The sequence below is a fragment of the Pseudomonas sp. HN11 genome (assembly GCF_021390155.1).
In the GTDB taxonomy this organism is placed as follows: Bacteria; Pseudomonadota; Gammaproteobacteria; order Pseudomonadales; family Pseudomonadaceae; genus Aquipseudomonas.
The window spans coordinates 298,714-318,824 of the sequence record NZ_CP089985.1 but is presented as its reverse complement, the minus strand read 5'-3'; the positions used below and the strand labels follow the sequence as shown (position 1 = coordinate 318,824).

14 protein-coding genes and 1 tRNA gene are annotated in these 20,111 nt (G+C 60.1%); 5 read left to right on the top strand and 10 right to left on the bottom strand.

From position 1 onward, the window contains the following. Positions 1-60: 60 nt before the first annotated feature. The 9 genes from LVW35_RS01470 to bcsQ are packed head-to-tail and all read right to left on the bottom strand — an operon-like array spanning position 61 to position 14,602. A complete protein-coding gene (locus LVW35_RS01470; RefSeq protein WP_233893373.1) occupies positions 61-1,185 on the bottom strand; it encodes an alginate O-acetyltransferase AlgX-related protein in 1,125 nt (374 codons plus the stop codon). Positions 1,186-1,197: 12 nt separating this feature from the next. Continuing rightward, positions 1,198-2,613 (bottom strand): MBOAT family O-acyltransferase, encoded by a 1,416-nt coding sequence (locus tag LVW35_RS01465; RefSeq protein WP_233893372.1) that lies wholly within the window; start codon positions 2,611-2,613, stop codon positions 1,198-1,200. Between the two features lie 17 nt (positions 2,614-2,630). Continuing rightward, positions 2,631-3,296: an alginate O-acetyltransferase AlgF gene (locus LVW35_RS01460; RefSeq protein ID WP_233893371.1), complete on the bottom strand. Its 666-nt coding sequence runs from the start codon at positions 3,294-3,296 to the stop codon at positions 2,631-2,633. Next, positions 3,296-3,958: an SGNH/GDSL hydrolase family protein gene (locus LVW35_RS01455; RefSeq protein ID WP_233893370.1), complete on the bottom strand. Its 663-nt coding sequence runs from the start codon at positions 3,956-3,958 to the stop codon at positions 3,296-3,298. The genes LVW35_RS01460 and LVW35_RS01455 overlap by 1 nt, the downstream gene beginning before the upstream one ends. Before the next feature lie 16 nt (positions 3,959-3,974). After that, complete coding sequence (locus LVW35_RS01450; protein ID WP_233893369.1) at positions 3,975-7,871, bottom strand: cellulose biosynthesis protein BcsC; 3,897 nt, start codon at positions 7,869-7,871, stop codon at positions 3,975-3,977. Further along, positions 7,853-9,049, bottom strand: coding sequence for a cellulose synthase complex periplasmic endoglucanase BcsZ (gene bcsZ, locus LVW35_RS01445; RefSeq protein ID WP_233893368.1), 1,197 nt, complete (start codon positions 9,047-9,049; stop codon positions 7,853-7,855). The genes LVW35_RS01450 and bcsZ overlap by 19 nt, the downstream gene beginning before the upstream one ends. Further along, positions 9,046-11,319: a cellulose biosynthesis cyclic di-GMP-binding regulatory protein BcsB gene (gene bcsB, locus LVW35_RS01440; protein ID WP_233893367.1), complete on the bottom strand. Its 2,274-nt coding sequence runs from the start codon at positions 11,317-11,319 to the stop codon at positions 9,046-9,048. The genes bcsZ and bcsB overlap by 4 nt, the downstream gene beginning before the upstream one ends. Next, the gene (gene bcsA, locus LVW35_RS01435) at positions 11,316-13,535 is read right to left on the bottom strand and encodes a UDP-forming cellulose synthase catalytic subunit (RefSeq protein WP_233893365.1); all 2,220 of its coding nucleotides are present in this window, start codon (positions 13,533-13,535) and stop codon (positions 11,316-11,318) included. The genes bcsB and bcsA overlap by 4 nt, the downstream gene beginning before the upstream one ends. Further along, positions 13,532-14,602 carry a cellulose biosynthesis protein BcsQ gene (bcsQ, locus tag LVW35_RS01430; protein ID WP_233893363.1) on the bottom strand — a complete coding sequence of 357 codons (1,071 nt, stop codon included), beginning with the start codon at positions 14,600-14,602 and terminating at the stop codon, positions 13,532-13,534. Before bcsQ ends, bcsA begins: the two co-directional genes overlap by 4 nt. A gap of 589 nt (positions 14,603-15,191) precedes the next feature. Between bcsQ and LVW35_RS01425 the strand changes: the two genes are divergently transcribed. Beyond that, entirely contained in the window at positions 15,192-15,416 is a 225-nt protein-coding gene (locus tag LVW35_RS01425) for a DUF2790 domain-containing protein (RefSeq protein WP_233893362.1), read from the top strand. A gap of 52 nt (positions 15,417-15,468) precedes the next feature. Here LVW35_RS01425 and LVW35_RS01420 read toward each other — a convergent pair whose 3' ends face one another. Beyond that, on the bottom strand, positions 15,469-15,876 hold the full coding sequence (locus LVW35_RS01420; RefSeq protein WP_233893361.1) for a hypothetical protein: 408 nt from the start codon (positions 15,874-15,876) through the stop codon (positions 15,469-15,471). Between the two features lie 183 nt (positions 15,877-16,059). Here LVW35_RS01420 and LVW35_RS01415 point away from each other — a divergent pair. The 4 genes from LVW35_RS01415 (at position 16,060) to LVW35_RS01400 (ending at position 19,784) form a co-directional block, all read left to right on the top strand. Further along, positions 16,060-16,135 (top strand) — tRNA-Thr (locus LVW35_RS01415). Between the two features lie 164 nt (positions 16,136-16,299). Then, positions 16,300-17,628 (top strand): tyrosine-type recombinase/integrase, encoded by a 1,329-nt coding sequence (locus tag LVW35_RS01410; protein WP_233893360.1) that lies wholly within the window; start codon positions 16,300-16,302, stop codon positions 17,626-17,628. A 903-nt stretch (positions 17,629-18,531) separates the two neighbouring features. Next, positions 18,532-19,512, top strand: a complete 981-nt coding sequence (locus tag LVW35_RS01405) for an integrase domain-containing protein (protein ID WP_233893359.1) — start codon at positions 18,532-18,534, stop codon at positions 19,510-19,512. Further along, positions 19,509-19,784 carry a hypothetical protein gene (locus tag LVW35_RS01400; protein ID WP_233893358.1) on the top strand — a complete coding sequence of 92 codons (276 nt, stop codon included), beginning with the start codon at positions 19,509-19,511 and terminating at the stop codon, positions 19,782-19,784. Before LVW35_RS01405 ends, LVW35_RS01400 begins: the two co-directional genes overlap by 4 nt. Positions 19,785-20,111: the final 327 nt, after the last annotated feature.

The following is a 20,111-nucleotide window of genomic DNA, read 5'->3' as shown; positions in this document are numbered from 1 at the left end:
AAGTGTCATTATTTTGATGATAAATTCGCCTTTTTTTTAGACAAGCGGCATATCGTCAAATTACTGACCAACCATGATGGCATCGTAGGGTGTTTGCAAATCCCGCTCCGGAATCTCCCAAATCAACAACTTAGGCGGGGTTTGCTTGAAAGCCGGACTGTCGAAGTAGGCCTTGGCCGCGCCCGAGAACTCACCCCCATCTTTACTGAAATTGCCCACAGGCGCATTCAGGGCCTTTTGCAGGAAGCCAACAAAGTTGGAGTTGCGCGAGAACGATGTGCCGATCAGCGCCACATTGGGCAGGCCGGCGTCGCCAAACAGGTCGTCGGCATTGCTGGATGCACCGCCGGTTTCATGGGCTGTGCTGGCTGCGACCGCCTCCCCTGGTGGCTGCAATTTGGGCGGCAACCAGTCGAGACCGGCCAGGCGCACCAGGTCACCAGGGCGTACGGCAAGCGGCGCCTGGGTGATATCGAAGGTTTGCTCCGGCGTGGCTTTGATGCCGCGTTGCTGGATGCGTTGCGCCAAGGCCTGGGCACCGGCGTTGGAGCCGATTTCGCTCCAGTGGGTGTCCGTGCGCAGGTAGGCTTCGGCGCCCAGAGGCTTGAACGTATCGGTCAGGTCCAGCGCGGAAACTCCGGCGGACTGCAACACGGCAGTCCAATCCCGGATACGGCTGTCGAGCATTGCCGGGCGGTACAGGCCGCAACGTTGGGCAGCAGCAATGCGGCTTTTGTCCGGCACCACCAGCACTTGCAAATCGATCCCTTTTTGACCGAGCTGTTTTTGCAGGTCGATCACTGCCTGGGCCTTGGTCTGGGCATTGGCCTGCGCATGGCGGTTGATGCGCAGCTCATCACTGATAAACAGCCAGCCGGGGCAACCCTGACGCACACGCGGCCCGGTATCGCCGAACGCCAGCCAGCTGCCGCCGCGCTCCAGGTTGGCCGCCTGAATCGCCATCGGCGCCTTGGCCAGCTCCTTGGCAAAACGGTGGGTCAGGTCGCCATGCAACAGCATGGCGCTGTCGACCTTGGCCGGCACATAACTGATCGGTCCCTTCACCATCAACCAGGCGCAGGACAGCAGCCCCGCCGCCAAAAAGGGCACCAGCACCCAGGCCGCCAAGGGGCTGGTGCGAAGGGCCAGGTCGCTTGGTGGCGTCGGCGCGGTAGGAGCAGGCATGGTCGGGCGTCCTTAAAACTGAAAGTACAGAAACGGTACGGCGTCGCGGCTGGCAATCAGCGCGAACGACAATACAAACCCCGCCACCGGCCACAGCGAAGCCGCCACGACAAACCACGGCTGAGTGCCGAAACGCTGTTCGCAACGCACCTGCCAGATCGGCGCAATGATGCACACCAGGCCCAACAAGGCCGCCATGCCATGGGCCGGGCGCATGGCCACCGCCATCGCGTCGCCCAAGGCCATGCCGTGCAAACCGAACTGGCCGGCGTACATGGTCAGTGCCGAATGGAAACCCGGCGCGCGGAACAAAGTCCAGGCCAGACACACAAACAGCAGCGTGAGAACGTGCGACAGCACGGGCGGAATGCTCGGCAGGCTCGACCGCGACCAAGCCCGGTCAACACACAACGCCACGCCGTGGGCCGAACCCCACAGCAGGTAGTTCCAGCTGTCGCCGCCGTGCCACAACCCGGCAATCGCCATGGTCAGGAACAGGTTGCGATAGGTGCGCCACACGCCATCGCGGTTTCCGCCCAGGGTGATGTAAAGATAGTCGCGCAACCAGCTGGACAACGACAAATGCCAACGTCGCCAGAAGTCCTGGATGCTGCTGGCCAGATACGGCCGGTTGAAGTTTTCCGGGAAGTGGAAGCCCAGCATCAGGCCCAGGCCGATGGCCATGGCGCTGTAGCCGGCGAAGTCGAAGAACAGTTGCAGCGAATACGCCAGGCAACCGATCCAGGCGTCCACCAGACTGGGGTTTTCCAGGTGGAAGGCGATGTCCACCAGCGGCGACAGGGTGTCGGCCACCAGCACTTTCATGCCCATGCCGATCATGAAGCGCCGCGCGCCCAGGGAGAAATTCGCCCAATTGAAACAACGCTGGTTCAGCTCACGGCGAACCCAGTCGTAACGGATGATCGGACCCGCAATCGAGTGCCCGAACATCGAAATATAGGTGGCGTAGTTGATGAAGCTGCGCTCCACCGGCACCGTGTGACGGTGCACATCCACCAGGTAGGAAATTGCCTGCAACACGATGAAGGACAAACCGGCCGGCAAGGCCACGCGCTGCCAGTCCAACGGCATGTAGCCGTACCAAGTGATCACTTCACTCACGGTCCCGGCGACGATGTTGGCGTACTTGTACCAACACAGCACGGCCGTGTTGAACACGATCAACGCAATCAACAGGCGCACCCGGCCTTTGCCGTCCTCACGCGAACGGTCCACCAGCAAGCCGCCGCCCCATGCCACTACGGTCAACACCATGTGCAGGAACAGGAACAACGGGCTCAACCAGCCGTAGAACAACCAACTGCCCATCAACAGGATGACGTTACGCCAGCTCGGACGCGCCAGGGCATAGATCAACAGGAAAGCCGGCAGGAACAGCGTGAGGAATTCGAGTGAGGCAAAGACCATGGTGGCGTCGGGCCCGATCAGTTAGCGAGCGTGTCAGGCGCGAACAACAACCTGGTACCGGCAGCGGATGGCAGTGCCAACACGCTGTAGCGCTCACCGGCCTTGAGGGTGAACGTCAACGGTTGCCCGGTTGGCGTACCGGCGCATTTGAGCTGCACCGACAGCTCCACCGGGTTGATCATCCGACGTTGCACTGAACCTTCGGCGACCTTCTTGAACAGCTCAGCCTTTTGCGCCACGGCATCCAGGCTGGCGTCGGCGCACGCGGCGTCAGCGTTGACAAAGGCCAGGGAGGCCTTCAGCGCGTTGAAGTCGTCCGGTTGCTCATGGACCACCACTTGGCGAATGCCACCCTTGGCGTCGGCGACGGCGATAACCGTGGCGAATTCGCCCGGCGCCACAGTGACAGCCAGATCAGCGTTTTTCCCACCCTGGCTCAACACACCTTTGACTGGTGCAGTGCCGCCCGACACAGGCAGATAATCGGAGACAAGCTTGTCGCCGCCCAGCACCAGGCTGGCCTTGGACCCTTCGGCTACCAGCTTCAACTCGCTGCTGGTGCCGTTGGCAAAGCGCAGGAACGCCGAGTCCTTTTCCGGACCGGTGGGGTACAGCGGGATATCGGCACTGTAGGCGCTGACGCTGGCGAGCAAGGTTGCCAAACCCAGGGAAATTCGCTTCATCACTTGGCTCCCTTCACAGCATCCGCCGGCAATGCCGACAGCGCGCCACCGATGGCCTTGGCCCACTTCTGGTAGCCATCGATGGTGAAGTGCTGGCCGTCAGTGGTGATCCACTCTCCCGGTTTGGAGAAGGTCAGAGAGTCGATATAGGTGCAAGGCGCCACGTTGGTCGCCAGGAACGACGACATCAGCTTGGTGCGCGCGTCATCCTTCTTGTACAGGCTGCCGACCTTGCCCCAAGCCGGGCCAACCCACACGCACTTGGTGCCGGTTTCGCTGATGGCCTTGGTCAAGGACGTGACGCTCTTCCACGCCCAGACTTTCGGGAACTGCGGGTCCGGATAGGAAGCCATGGTATCGCCAATGATGATCACGACGAGGTCGGGCTTGTCCTTGGCGATCAGGTCCTTGACCGGCGTGGTGCTCATGGCGTTCTTGCCGAATACTTGCGGCTTGGCGCCCGGCAGGTTCTCGGCGCCGCAGTCGAGTTTCTTCGACACGATCCAGTCGGCCGCACCAGCACCGCAAGCGCCAATGGTGTGCACCTTGGCGCCCTGCGCCGTCAGGTTGGCTTGCAGCGGGTCAAGCAGGTGGTCAGGAAAGCTCAAATGGCTTTCGCCCAGTACCAGCAGGGTCAGGCCGGCAATTGCGGAAACAGGCATGGATGACTCCTATTAATCAATTCGAATAAGGGGAACGGTAAGGGCTGACCGGCAGAGGCATAGGCCCGCTCAGGTCTTCAAACAGGTAGCGCAGGTACGCGTTACCGACGTACTGGCGGTAGTCCTGGGCGTTGTCGACACCGACTTCGCCACCCAGATAAAAGCGCGAGCTGAGGCGGTATTCGGCGGCCGCATTGAGGCTGTAGCCGATGCCGGTCTTGCTGCTGCTGTCGTATTTTTTGATGGACGCATTTTCTTGAAGGCGACTTTCCGTCGGGAAATAATCGGCGCCATCTTGCGCGATATGCTGCACGCCCACCGAACTTTTCACCTCGTAGCTGAAACGGTCGAAACTCTGCGCCCAACGTACCGGCACGGCCAAGGAGAAGAAGCGCTGCGGGCTGAAATATCCGCCCTGTCCGTAGGTGTAGAAACCCTGGTTGTCCTTGAAGCCCATGGCCATGCCGCTGACACCCAGCGTGAGGGTATCGGTCGGCGTGTTACGCAGGTACCAATAGACGCCGCTGCCCAACTCCATGCGGGTATTGTCTTCGACGTTATTACCCAGCAACTTGTGCAACGACGCATAGCCGTAGGCACCGACTTCCTGGTTGTCGTAGCTCAATTCGACACGCCCGCCGTTGGCGGTCACGCCGCCCCACTTCTCCTCGTGGACCTCGCCATTGGCGTCAGTGATCCTGGCTTTCGAACCCGCAAACGAGGTGACGCTATCAGTAACCGGGCGCCGCGAAACGTTGACGCCATAGCGCAGGTTGCCGCCTTCGGTGAACGGGCGATTCACACTCGCGCCACCGACCACGGTGTTGTAGGTAAAGCCAAGAGGGCTCACACCGATGTCAGCCTTGACGCCTTGCGCCGGGTCTTCGACAGCGACGGCCAGGCCGACACCGTTTTCTCGCCGGGCCTTGTCCTCGCCTGCGCCAGCGCCAAAACGCGCGGCCGAAATAGCTTTGACCGTACCCGAACTCAAGCTAACGGGCGTCACACGCAACGCCACGTTCACGTCACCCACCGGCATGCGCGCTTCGAACGGCGTGTCCACCTGGGTGATTTTGCTCAAGCCACTTTCACCGTTGTTGCTGCGCACGCTCAGGCCCTGCACCAGGTAACCGCTGCGGTCGCGCAGCATCGAGTCAAGGGCACGTTGCGCCGGGCTCAAGGTCGGGTTGTCCAGTGCAGCGATGCGCGTCGGCGGCACAAACGGATCACTCAAATTGTTCGAGGGCGCATAGCCGCTGGTGGTTACAGCGTTTGCCGGCCCCGTTGCCGCGACCGGCGCCGGCATCACGTTGGCCGGTGCATCAATCGCAGGCGGCACGGTGCCGCGATCCACCGCCAGGTCGGTTATCTGCCGACGTTGGCCGGGTAAGCCGACGAAGGGGTTGTAGGCCACGCCCTGAGCGTCTGCCAGGGCCGAGCGGGCCTGGGCGCGCTGAGTGCTTTCGATGGCCAGCGCGCGGCGCAGCAATTCAGTGGCTTCGTTATTGCGCCCCAGCCCACGGTAAATGCCCGCTGCCGACGTCAGCACTTCGGCACTCGTCGGTTCCAGGGTCAGTGCCTTGTCGGCCGCCGATTGCGCAAGCCCACGGTCACCGCCCTTCAAGGCGATGTCCGCCAGGCCCAGTTGCAGCGGCGCGTTATTCGGGTTTTGCTGGACCAGCGGGCGGTAGAGATCCATGGCTTTTTTGCCGTCGCCGCCGGCGGCATACATGCGTGCCAGTGCACCAATCGCCGAGGTGTCGTTAGGCCGCTGGACCAAAGCCGGCGAAAGCATGTCGTACGCCGCCACCAGGTCATTCTTCTCGCGTAACGCGTCGGCTTGCTTGACCCGGTATTGGAAGATCAGGTCTTCGTAGCGCTGGCGCCCGGCATCACTCAGGCGCTGGCTCTGCAGGTCACGCAGGATGTCGCCGGCTTCGGTGTAACGGTTGGCCTTGAGCAATACGCTGGCGTAGAGCAGCTTCTGATCGGCGGTCGGGTTCGGGGTGGTGTCCAGCACGCCCTGCATGATCTGCAGGCCTTCTTCCGGCGCACCGACGTCGACATAAGCAGACGCCAGCACTGCAAGGCGTTCCGGCTTTTTACCGGCCAACGCGGCACTGCGGCCGAGCAAGGCCAGGGCTTCGGGGCGCTGGCCACGGCGGGCAGTTTCGACGGCAATGTCGGTCTGCTTGTGCAGGGCAATATCGCTCGCCAGTTCATTCATGTCCGCCGTGCGTTGGCCGGCCGGGACACGTGAAAGGGTCGCATCAGCCGCCTTCCACTCACCCAACTCCACCGACAGCAGGGTGCTGGTGTACAGCGCATCCGGCTGGTTGGGCTGGCTTTTAAGCAGGCCATCGAGCAGGGCGCGGGCGTTGCGGATCTGGCCGTCACGCAGGTAGACCCGCGCGAGGGCGAAGCGTGTCCAGGGGTTTTCAGGGTCAGCGTCGAGGGCCTGCTGATACGCCGCCTGTGCGGCCTTCAAGTCGCCGCGCTGATCGGCAGATTTACCCAACTGGGTGGCGCGCATGGCTTTGATCTTGGCCGTCGAGGAAAACTTGGCGCGGTCGGCCGGTGATACCGAGTCGATCAGCTTCAAGGCTTCGTCCGGACGGCCCGATTGGGACAGCACACCAATCAGGCCATTCAGGGCGTCCGGGTCGCCAGGGTTGCGCGCCAGCACTTTGCGATAGGAGGCTTCGGCGGCATCGAATTGATTGTCCTGGGCCTGGAAGCCGGCAAGGGCCACGGTGGCGTCGGCGCGGTTCGGGTTCAGGCGCTCTGCTTGGGCCGCCAGGTCACGGGCCTGGCTGCCGCGGCCGGCGGTCTGCGCGTCCCGTGCCTGGTTGAGCAGGCTCCAGTAACGCGCTTCATTCAAAGGCTTTTGCCAGGCCGCACCGCCGGGCAAACGCGTAGCTTGCCCGAGGTAATTTTCTGCCTCGCTGAAGCGCTGCTGCTGTTGACGCAGCACGCCCATGCCGCCCAGGGCATCCACATCGTTGGATTTTTCCGCCAGGCGTGCCGACAGCAACGGCTCGGCGGTCTTCAGGTCGCCCTCGTCCAGTGCCTTGAACGCCTTGACCAACTTCGGATCACGCTGCCAGCCGCCATCGCCCTTGCCTTGGGCAATGCCTTTGTTCATCAGGGCACGGATCTCGGTGTCATCCGGATGTTTGGCCAGGAACTGCTGAAACAACGGCACTTGGTCACGGTTCGGTGCACCGAGCCAGACCAGCGCAAAACGCCAGCCTTCATCGGCGGCGCCGCCCACGTCGTTGTCGGTCGAAAGGCGCTCCATCGCACGAATACCTTCGACGCGGGAGGACGGGTTACGCGCCAGGTGCCGAGCCAGGAACAGCGCGGCGATCGAGTCATTCGGCCGCTCACGCGTTACACGTTGCAGGCCGGCAATACCTTCGGCGGTGCCTTTCGGCGTGAACGCCAAGGCGTTGTAATACTCACGCGCGATCAGACCCTGAGGCTGGCGCCCCTGGAAAATCTGGCGGTACAGGGCCACCGCTTTTTCACGCTCTTCCACCGGCTCACCCAGTTCACGGGCCTGCTCCAGCAACTTGGCGTTGGTGGGTGTGTTGACTGCGATGTCTTGTTCAAGCTGCAAGGCTTGGCGCGGCAACGGCGAAATCGCACGCAGGCGGGCCAGGTATTTCTGCGCTTCTTCCGGGTGCTGCTGTTGAACCTGAATCAGGCCGATACCGTACAGCGCGTCCGGTTGCTCGGGGCTCAGGCTCAAGAGTTTCTGCCAGCTTTCCAGGGCGCGTTCCGGTTTTTTCTTCGACTGCCAATAGTTGCCCTGCTCGATCAGCAAGATTTGTGGGTCGCTGGTTGCAGCCAGGCTGGCGCTGGACGCCAGGGTGGCCAATATCGCAAGGGCTAGCGTGTGGCGGCGCATGCGCCCTCCCAGAATAATTTGACCGTACCGTCCTGTTCGAAGCGGTACTTTTGATCGGCAAAGCCTGTGCCGAACAGGCTAAGCATGTAGTCGTAATAAAGCGGCTGCGCGGTATCGGGTGCGGAGGGCACCATGGCCTTGCCCAACACATCGTCGAGCTTCTGCGTTTGCAGTTGCGCCAGGGCTGTCTCGCCCCGTGCCTGGAAGAACACCATGGCCGACGCCGAGAAACCCAGCGGCGAGTAGCCATTGTTCTTCTCGACTTCACCGGTCAGAACATGGACTTTCTCCGGGGGCAGGCCATTGGCCGATGCAGCCGTCGCCCGTGACAGACCACCCAGGGCCTTGAGCATCGGCGCCGCGAGGGGATCGCCCTTGGCAGTCATGCCGGCCCACAGGTAAGTGCGGATAGCGTCGTAGCTGCCCAAGTCGTCGGAGTACGGATCGACCACAAACACGCCGGTATTGGCGCTGGTGGCGCGGAAACCCACCCAGTTGGCGGCAAAACCATGGGGGTTGCTGTGTGGGTCGGCGAGCATCTTCACGTTGCTGTCGGCCACATCATTCCAACCGCCGTTCGGGCGCTCTTTGTGGAAGCGGCGCAGTTGCGCCAACACTTGATAGCTGGGGTTGAAGCGCCACAAACCGCCCGGATAGGAATAACCCACCGGCCCCGGCAACAGCATCTTGCCAAGGCCCGGTACGCGCACGATCAGGGTCTTTTCCACATTGGCCAACACTAATTGCGCATCGGCACGGTATTGCGGCACGTTCCAGAGGCGCGCGGCTTCCAGCAGTGCATAGGCGATCCAAAGGTCGGCATCGCTGGCGGAGTTGGCGTCAATCACGCCCCACTTGCCCTCTTTGTTCTTGCCCCACAGCCAAGCGAACAAGTTGTGGCTGATGTCGTTGCCAGCCATGTTCGACTTGGTCCAGGTCCACAGCTTGTCGAAACGCGCGCGATCGTTGCCCACCAGGGCAAAGAACATGGCGTAGGACTGGCCTTCGGAATTGCTCTGGCTTGGATTCAGGGACGAGTTCAACACCCGTCCGTCATCCTGCACAAAACGCGTGGCGTAGTTCTGCCACAGCGACCATTGCGCATCACACGTCTGGGCCTGGGCAGCTCCGGCAAATATCGTGGCGCCCGCCACGACCCAAGCGGCTGGACGCATCATGCCAGCCGCCGTTTTGCACGGGCACGCAAGGACAGGTAAACCAGGCAGGTCACAATCGCCAGGCCCAGGAAGGTGAACAACAGCATCCAGCCCAGGTTTTGCGACAGCTGCCATTGCACCGACTTGAACAAGCCCAGTTGGCCGACGTAGTACTGCTGGTCGGCCACCAGCGAATTCACTTGCGTGCCCTGCACCACCGCCAGGCTGCCCTGGATGGTGTCTTTATATTGGTCACCGCCGATCAGCACGGCAGTCGCGGCTTGCAGGCCTTCGGGCTTGGAGCTGGAGATCAGCACCACACTGCGCCCGGCCTTGAGCGGCGACTCGAAACCGGCGAACCACGTGCTGCTGCTCAAGCTGTTGAAGCTGATGGCGGCGTTGGCAGCGTATTTATTGGCTTCGGCATCCGGGCTGACCCAGGTGCTGACGTAGCGCGGCAGGTCAGACAGTTTGAAGTGCTGCTGCGGGCCCTCGGCCGTCGCCGGCAAGTACTGCTGCCATTGCTTGAACAGTGGCTGGTCGGCGCCGCTGGCGATTACCAGCAGGTCCTTATTCGCAACACTCTGTACGTCTTTGGCTTGCACCACTTTGACGGCCGTCGCCGGGTAGCCCGTGGACTCGCCGAAGCGGCCCAGAATAGTGAGGTAAGCACTCAGCTCCTCGGTTCCAAAGGTGTCAGGCAACACCACGGCCGACTCGGACAGATCTGCCAGGCGAGTGAACGGGAAGCCTGCATCGTTGAACACACCCAGGTTAGGCATGGCAATGAAGTGCTGGTAACCGCTGATATCCAGGCTCGAATCCGGGTCAATCGCGCCGCGCATGTTGTCAACGATGATGTCCCGGCATTCGCCTTCCTTGATGTAGTCGTACATGAAGCGCAGTTGCAGCTTGGACATCGGCGACGCCGAGCTGATCGGCAGCAGCACGGTGGCTTCGCGCGGCAGCGTATTGTCCTTCTGCATCATGCTCAACAGGGTCTTGCCGTCTGCCAGGCGGGTAATCGACGGCAGTGGCATGGACTTCATGAACTGGTCGTCCAGACCCACCAGCAACGACGAATTGGTCGACACCTGCTGCGGCGTGTAGCGGTATTTGAGGTGCAGCGGCACGCCCTCTTCCCGCCAGTTGAACAGGTCGGGCGGCAGGCGGAAGTCGACACTGATGGCGCCCGGGTTGTAGCCCGCGACGCTGAGTTCTTTCAGCTCGACCAGCTCACCCAACCGCACCGGGCGATCACTGGGCACCCAGTTCGGCGCGTCATAAGGGCGGCGCGGTGCCAGGCTTTCGAGTTTGTCGATCACCACACCGTTGCCGGCGAGCACCGGGCTGCCCAGCGCCACGGCAGTCGCCGCACGCTTGAGTTCGGCGCCGTCGCGACCCGACACGATCAGCAACTTGCCCTGGGGGTCGTTGGGGTTGGCGATCAGGTTCAGGGTGGGCCCGGTGGCTTGCGCCACTTTCACGCCATTGACGTCGACCGCGTTCGGGCTGAGCACCAGCACAATGGCGTTGCCCTTGGCCGGGATCGTGCCGTAGGCCGTCGGGAAGGTCGCGCCACGGTAGCTGGCCATTGCGCCGATCCACGACGACAACGTCGCCGCCGCTTCCAGCGTGGCATTGTCCGGTGCAGTTGCGAACACAAACGGCAGGTTGACCTGGCGCGCATCGCGCTTATCGAAAAACGGCAGCGGCAGCACCGACAGATCGTCTTTCAGCAGGATCGGCGAGACCTGCACTTTCAGCTCGCTGGTGTTGCTGATTTTTGCCCACAGGCTGCTGTGCAGCGGGTCCTCACACGACAGGGTGTAGTGACCGATGAACTGCAACCGCAGGCGGTTGAACTCAGTGATCAGGTACGGCGGAATCTGCACCACTGCTTGTTGCGCAGTGCCCGCGCCTTCCTTGGGCAACGGTAGGCTGGCGGCGACTTCATCGTTGACCAGCACGTTGATCTGCGACAGGTCCGCCAACAGCGCTGGCGAGTAGCTGTAGTTGAGCAGCAGTTGGGCGCCCGTCACTACCTGGTCGGCACGAATGTCGAAGTTGACGCTGTCGGACGATTCCACACCCTGCAGGTTCATGCTGTCACGACGGCCCAGTTGCTTGAGCGTCAGGCTGTAGCCGTCCTCGGCACCTTGCGCGGTGACAGGGGAATTCGACGCTTTTTCGGCCGCTTGCAGCAGCGGGCTCAAGCCCATCAGCGAAGCGATCATCAGCGCGAGTGCGGCACGCGAATGAGCACGCGCGAAAAAAGGTGTGGAAGTCATGGCTTGTCCATCAGCGTATCAAGCGGTTGTGAGGGCGTGCGGCGCAGAGCCATACGTAATTCATGCAGGGTGGCGCGACACAACGTAAACAGACCGCCGATGCCGATACCGCCGACTTCGCGCAGGGCCGCCAACGGCGTGTCCGGCTGGCCTGCGCCCCAACTGGTGGCCCAGGTGTCGGCACGCGAGAATGTCAGGCGCACCAGCTTGCTCTGCTCGTGCAGGGTCAATGACTCGAACTGCGCACCAATCTGTGTACCTTTGCTGAACGCCACCCGTGCCTGGAACAGGTTGTCCTGACCGTTGCGCGACAACACCAGCTGCACCCGTTCGCCCTGGGTGATGGAGTGGCCATCCTCAAGGATCAGGCCGAAACCGTTCTGCGAGAAATCCTGGGTGATACCATGAAGCACGCGGCCGTCGGAACAGATCACACTCACCGGCAGTTTCGCGCTCACACGCGGCTCGGAACGCACTTGGCGCGTCTCGGAGGCCACGGCCACGGCGGCACTGGTGATGATCAGGTTATAGAGGGTCCAGGTCAGGTTGATCGCCACGGTGACAGTGGTGGACTCATCGCCGTACACCAACTGATGCACACCGAAACCAATCCCGATCAAGTTGACCAGCAGCAGCACCAGATACGGGCGCGCCAGTTTCCAGTCGAAGAACTGCTTGTCGATGATGCCGCCCTTGTCGGTCACGTTGAAGCCACCGGCCTTGGGATTGACCAGTGCCACCAGTACCGGCGGCAAGATGTACCAGGCCAGCACGGTCTCGTAGACCTCGTTCCAGAACGAGTGGCGGAAGCGCCCTTGAATCCGCGAGTTGGTCAAACTGGAATGCACCAGGTGAGGCAGCACGTAGGCGACGATCATCAGCGCCGAGGCGTGGAAAATCTCTGCGCCGAACACCAGGTAAGCCAACGGCGCGGTGAGAAACACCAGACGCGGCAAACCGTAGAAGAAGTGCAGCATGGCGTTGGCGTAGCAGATGCGCTGGCCCCACTTGAGGCCTTTGCCCAGCAACGGGTTGTCGGTGCGGAAAATCTGCGCCATGCCCCGCGCCCAGCGAATCCGCTGGTTGATATGACGCGACAGGCTTTCGGTGGCGAGACCCGCGGCTTGCGGGATGGCCAGATAGGCGGTGTTGTAGCCCAGGCGGTTGAGCTTGAGCGCAGTGTGGGCGTCCTCGGTCACGGTCTCGACGGCCACGCCGCCGATTTCCAGCAACGGCTTACGGCGGATGACCGCACAAGAGCCGCAGAAGAAGGTGGCGTTCCACAGGTCGTTGCCGTCCTGCACCAGGCCGTAGAACAGCTCGCCCTCGTTGGGCACGGCGCGGAAGGTGTCGAGGTTCTTTTCGAAGGGGTCCGGCGAGAAGAAGAAGTGTGGCGTTTGCAGCATCGCCAGCTTCGGGTCCTTCAGGAACCAGCCCAGGCTCACTTGCAGGAAGGAGCGCGTCGGTACGTGGTCGGCGTCAAACAGGGCGACATACTCGCCGTCGGTGACCTTCAATGCTTCATTGAGGTTACCGGCCTTGGCGTGGAAGTTATTATCACGGCGGATGTAGTTCACGCCGATCTTGCGGCAGAAGTCACGGAAATCGTCGCGACGGCCGTCGTCGAGCACGTGGACGCGCAGTTTGTCCTTGGGCCAGTCCATCGCCTGGGCGGCGAAGATGGTCAGCTTTACGATGCTCAACGCTTCGTTATAGGTCGGGATGAACACATCGACCGTCGGCCACTCTTCCGGCTCGGTCTTGAGCCACACTGGCGTGCGACGCAGCGGCCAGGCGGTTTGCACGTAGCCGAACATCAGCACGATCAGCGCGTAGAACTCGGCTGCGACCAACCCGTAGCCGAAGAACATGTCGACCCAGGTTTCAAACCCGAGGGTGGAGGTAAGCCGCCAGAACATATAGCGCAGTGACGCCACCAGCGACAGCACCACCAACGCCAGAATCGCCAGACGTCCTGGAATCTTGCGCAGTACCAGCACTGCCACGAAGCAAACGGTGGCGAACAGGCACTGGGAGTAAAGGTCCAGCGGTGCACAGATAATGCTCAACAGCAGCAAGCCGCCGAGCACGCAACTGGTAACAACCAGCAACGTACGCAGCGCCGCAGGCCACTGATTGAAGCGCGCGATAGCGCCATTCAGGCGCTGTTCAGCGCGCCCTTCAACGAAGGACGTGGAGGACGAATTGTCGGTCATGGAAGGTCCGAGTCGATGCGTTCGAGCAAGGCGCGACACAGGGCGTGGACGTCCTGGCAGCCGATACTGTTGATGGTTGGGTCGAGGGGGTCACGCCTGTAGGCCTGGGCTTCGCTGAACGTCGGGTCACGGTGGACCATCCCCAGCAGGGCATTACCCAGGCGCGTCTTGAACACCTCGGCCATGTCCAGGCTGAAGCGGTGGGCAGCGTCCAATTGGTTGATCACGTAGAAGCATCGTGGCGGCTTTTCGCGCCCGAGGTACGGAGCTAGCAGGTCATCCATCTGAGCCAGGGCACCAAACGAACTCACATCCGGCTGTACGACGACCAGCACGGTGTCGGCAACCGACATCGCTTGGCTTAGGTAGACCGTGTTACCGGCCGGGACGTCAATGAATACGGTGTCCTGACCATTCAATTTCAGGCCAGCAAAGCGTTTGCTCAACCATTCGGAATCCTGGCCCAGCCAACGATTCAACCTCTGCTGCTGCTCGTGGTCGGTAGGGCCGAACGTCACCAGGCGGCAACCGGCAAAGCCGCGCTCCGGCAGCGCCTCCCAGCTTTCGTTTTGCAGGCTGGCAGCGCCGACGCCGGGAATGTCGAGGCCCAGGCACAAGTGATGACGAAGGGCATTTTGTGGGTCCAGGTCCAAGGCCAACGCCGGACGCCCCTGGCGCTGCAAGCCACTGGCCAGGGCGGCCGTGAGCGTGCTGCGGCCAACACCGCCCTTGAGCGAAACCACGACCACGACGCCAGGCGTGGTGCGCTCCGAATACACCTCGCCTTCGGGGCCTTCTACTACCTCAGGCGGATGCAGGTGGTCGGCCTCGCCTTGGCTCAGCTCTTCCAGCAATCGCTGCAAGGGAGCAACCGTAACCTCCTCCACAACAATCTCAGCCACAGCCGGGGGTTCAACAATCACAGGCGCTGCATCAACCACGATCGGTTTTTCGAGAACCATTACCTCGTCGTCGAGGTATTCCTGGACGAAGTCGATCTCGCGGTAGCCATTCGGGTTGGCACCCAGCTTGTTGAATAGTTTCGAAATGTCATCTGCACGACTCACTCACTGCCCCTCCCCACCCATGGATTTACGCTTTAAAGGCGATAAAAAGGTCAGCAATGAGCTGACCTTGAATTTTTCTAGTTATGTGAAGTGGGGCGCATTCTGTGATATCACATTGATGGTGTCAGTATTTTGATGCTTTTAGTTCAATCTCATCCGACGAACGGCATGTCGCCATTTTTATGACTTCTTTGTCAAAAAAAACCATTCGCTGTACGAACAAGAGGTAGCGCCGCTATTTGACAAAATTAGCTGGCCACCCGGACAAGAACGCCACAAAAGTGACATCTCCACCTACAAATATTCGATTGTCCTACACTGTCTCAAAAATTTTCCTATATGAAACCGCGATTAAACAGAAGGTTTATATCGCGCAACAGAATACGGAAACCTCGCCTGTATTCAAGGGAAAACCGGCTGAGCGGTCGATTCAAAAACCTTCGCAATGCCACGGTCCGTGTATCGCTATGTATGTCGGCAGCGCCTCGCTACACAACGAAGCAAAACCCGCGCCGCATGACACAGTGCAGATACCTCCAGGGCGCTCAATAAGCCCACACCCACTTGTTGAACCCGGAGGATACCCACCATGAACTGGAACACCTTGATCGCCGTCAGCCTGCTGGCTTTTGCCGTTAACGCCCACGCTGACGTAAAACCGAAGCCGGATATCCAGCGCGTTTTGGCCACTGTCGAAGACGGCGGGACTTCATGCGGGATCGTAAATGCACGGATGACTTACCTGGATTCCCACGGGCAGAAACAGGTATTGGACTATAAGAAGTTTGCAGATAACTGCGCAGAAGGCAGTTGAGCCAGATGAAAACCGGGCACCTGAGTGCCCGGTATTGGAACGGGTAAGCGCGTTAGCGCACACGGCGCTCGGTGAACGCGTAGTCATCCTGGCAATCGCTGGTAGGGTCCGACGACACACTCACGTAGTGAACGGTGTCCGCGTCCACCCACTTATAGGTGTACACGTCCGGCGAACGCACGCCGTCCGTGCGCAACTCATTCCTGCCATTGGCCGCCGACCATGAACCCTGCTCGGTCTGGATCACCTGGGTCTGCTGCGCGTCGCGATAGAAAGTGATGACGAAGCGACCGTCAGGCTTGAGCTTATTGGTCCACGAAAGGAACTGGCATTTTCCGGTCTCGGTGCGCAGGCCTTTCCAAGTGCCGACGAGCGCGGGGTCGTTGCTTGGCTTATTAGAGGAGCAGGCGCCGAGAGCGGCAGTGAGCAGGATGAGGGACAGAGAGAGAGTCCGTTTCACGTGGGGCGTCCTTTGGATGAGAGGAGATTGCGCCGGGTCAGCCCCTTCGACAACTAAGGAAGAATCCTACCCTTGTTGATCGAAAAAAGGGGGTTGCGAGGAAAAACCGTGGGTTCTGCAAAAATAGTCAGAATTCAGGGGTTTACAGAACCTTGCCAATCGCTATAATCGTCGCCCTAACACGCCGGTATAGCTCAGTTGGTAGAGCAACTGACTTGTAATCAGTAGGTCCCGGGTTCGACTCCTGGTGCCGGCACCACATTAGGCTCCACTGCATTCCACCGAATGCTCTGGAAGCCCCGAAAACCCGCCCTTTGGCGGGTTTTTTCGTTCCAGAACCCTCCGTCGGGATCCAACAAAATCCCCCTTCCCCGAGGGTATGTTAGGGGTACTGCGATTTCCCGGTCAGGAGCGCGTACCCCTATGCCACGTCTAGCGATCCCTCTCAGCGACCTGCAATGCCGCACGGCCAAAACCCGCGAACGCGCCTACAAACTGTTCGACGGCGGAGGCATGTACCTTTTCGTCAAACCCAATGGCGTGAAGACCTGGCGCTTGAAGTACACCAAGCCCAGCGGCAAGGAAGGCACGCTCATCATCGGCAATTACCCCATCGTTACCCTTTCCGTCGCACGGCGTAAGCGAGATGAAGCCAAGGCGTTGCTGCTAGACAACCTCGATCCAATGGAAGAAAAGAAGAAGGCCAAGATCGTAGCCCAACGGGCGGCACTGCTTTTCGAAACCGTCGCCCTAGAATGGCACGCTGATATGTCCCGCCGCTGGACCGAAGGCCACGCGAAAACCGTAATGAGCCGACTCCGCACCCACGTCCTCCCGCTAATCGGCCAACGACCCATCGCTGAACTCGATACCCACGACTTACTAGAGATCACCCAGCGCATCAAGGAACGCGGCACCATGGATGTGGCGTTAAGGGTACAGAACTACTTATCCACCATCATGCGCGGGGCCAAAAGAGCCCGGCAGATCACCATGAATCCTGCACTGGATTTGGCAGGCTCGCTTCACGCGCCGCGCACAGTCCATCGCCCGGCCCTCTCTCTCAACCGCCTACCCGAACTGCTGCACCGTATCGACAACTACAACGGCCGCGAACTAACGCGCCTCGCCGTCCTATTGACGTTGCATGTATTCGTCCGCTCCAGCGAACTACGCTTCGCTCGATGGAGTGAGTTCGACCTCCAACGCGCCATGTGGGAAATCCCCGACACGCGCGCACCGATTGAAGGGGTACGCAACTCCACACGAGGGACCAAGATGAACGGCGACATTCAAATGGTCCCGCTGTCGCCGCAGGTCATCGAAATACTGGAGCGCCTGCGCAGCCTCAGTCGCTTTTCAGAGTTGGTGCTACCGGGCGACCACAAGTACTGGAAGCCTATGTCTGAGAACACGGTGAACACCATGCTCCGCAACGTCGGCTATGACACCAGCAAGGACGTATGCGGTCACGGCTTCAGGACCATGGCCTGTAGCGCCCTACTAGAGTCCGGGTTATGGACCGACGCTGCCATCGAAAGACAAATGAGTCACAAGGAACGCAACCGTGTGCGCGCCGCGTATATCCACAAAGCTGAATTTCTGGAGCAGCGCCGGCTGATCATGGCGTGGTGGAGCAACTACATTGATGTCAATCGCAGCGGCCATGTAACGCCTCACGAATTCGCTCACCCAGTCGGCAACAACATCACCGCCCTACAAAATAGCCGTGGCGCATCCAAACGTGGGTAAGCCAATGAGATCACCGCAGTCCGCCCTTCCACGCGGGTCCATCCAAGCGGGGCTGCAAAGCCGCCCTGCTTGGATGGACCTCACTTAAAAAATCTAAAGCCCACGCAACTGTCTGTGGAAAACCACTGATTTCCACCGGTGGATAATTTCATCCACAGCCGCAGAATTCCCGAAAATGCGAGCCTTGACCCAAATTATCCACAGGCGTAGAAAAGATCGGGCAAGTGCTGTCGTTGACAGCAACCCAGGTAGCCAGAACCTTTAAGGCTACGCCACACCGTGGTGGTTCTCCCAAAGTGCGATTAGCGTCCGGTGGCTCGCACGGTCACTCGCCGAGTGATGGATGCCTACTTCAGATCATTGCCATTGCGGCAAATACATCCCCCTACCCAGCTGCCCTGCAGCAACCTATCCGCTTGGCCATTTCACTGCGCCAACCTGCGCCCGTCTCTTTCTTCTGGAAAGAGACGGGCGCTCCTAACGCTGCTGCAGCCCAACTCGTACAAGGCATTGCGGCATTCCCCATCGTGACAATCGACGTGACAAACACCGAAGTCACCAGCAACAGCGATGCAGATGATGGAGCCGCAGCTCACGGATTGTACTGCACCTGACTGACAGTCAGGCATGCCCCGGTCATCGCTTCACTGCCTTCACCCGACTCAAGATCTCGCGGCGTTGGTCTCGTCAGCCAATGCAGCCTCCACCCGCCCACTTCCTTGGAAGTGTTCAGGAGGCCAGATCATGAGATGCCCAAGCTCCAGGTCGTAAAGAGCCGTCAGTCCCGCGTTAGTGGACAACCCTCACAGGCCGCAGGGGCCTTGATCCCTGATAACACTCAACATTCGTGGCGGGATGACGTGGGGAAGGTTTTACAAGTGCGGCTTACAGCGGAGTTTGGTCATGGGATTGGTCGGTAGACGGGAGGGGCGTAATTTTGGCTATGGCCGGCAATTGAGCTATGCCGGGCCGCAGGCACTGAAAGACCTGTTTGGCGGTGGGCATTACGGGACGGTCAAAGCACACAGTGATCGTTGGCAGACGTTCGTGCGCTGGTGTCGGTCGGAGGATGGACCCGGGTTTAACGATGCGCGACAAATTGATCGCCAGACTTTGCTCGATTACGCCGGACATCTGCGGCAGCAAGTTGAACAAGGTGAACTCGCCATCGCCACTGCGCAAAACCGATTATGCAGCGTGAACCGGACCCTGGCCGCGCTTCGCGGTGATCAGTATGTGAAAGTACCGAGTCCGAGCAAGGCGCTAGGAATGCGGCGCACCAGTGTTCGTAGTTCGGTGCCGCAAGGCCAAGACCGAGAACATGTGAAGAGGGTCGTAGAGGTGCTTTGCGCACACCAGCAGCCGCGTGCCGCGGCCATCGCTCAATTAGCGCGAGCCACCGGCATGCGCTTACGTGAGGCCATTTTGGCCGACCTTCCGCGCTTAAAACGTGAGGCCGAACAATACGGCAAGATCAACATCCAGGATGGCAGCAAGGGGGGCCGCTCAGGTGCCTCGGCACCTCGCTGGATCAGGGCGGATGATCATATTCGCGAGGCGCTGAGATTCGCCGAACAGGTCTCACCCGACGGTAGCCGCAACCTACTTGCACCGAACGAAACCTACCTCGATTTCCAACGGGGAATCGTCCGTCCTGCACGGGACATCCTCCATCAGTACAACCTCAAAGGCTTCCACGAATTACGGGCAGCCTATGCGTGCGAACGCTATGAGCAAATCACCCACCATCCCGCCCCCATCAACGGTGGCCATTGCTATCAACTCGACCGACGTCTCGATCAGGAAGCCCGAGTACAAATCAGCTATGAGTTGGGGCACAACCGTATCGTCGTGGTGGCCGCTTACATTGGTGGTCGCGCATGAGCCTGGTATTCGATATGGATCTGTTCCTGACGGGCGTCCTGACCGGGTCGCATACCACGCGTCAACGCCACCTGCGTCAGGCAAAGGCCATCCAAACAGCGATCGCAGAGCGCTGGCAACGCGACAATCCATGGACTTGGCAGAGAAAACACCTTGCGTGGTTTTTGAATCACCACCTAAACCAGCACACTCAATCGACGCGCTATTACTATTTGCTTACCATCCAATTACTCACTCATCGCCTAGGAAAATACTGGCAGTTCAACCGCTAAGCGAAGTTCAGAAAACGGCCAGAAGCGGACTGAAACCCCTACCAACGTTTTCAACTCGGGCCTCACATCTGAATGCGCGAATCATCGACAGTTGGCCCATTCCAGCCCATCGCAACCAGCAACCGGTCCAGCCCCATCAAGCGATAGCTTTTAGATACGTATACGATGCTGGCGACAAGTGTCAAAAGATGTATACGATTTCATCAAAAATATTGGATGGAGTTCCGGGTAGACATAAAGTCATCGAAAATTTTGCACCTTGCGATCAGTCAACTGTGTAGGTGCAAATATGGCCGTTACTCCTCATCCATTAAATTATTTTCAAGT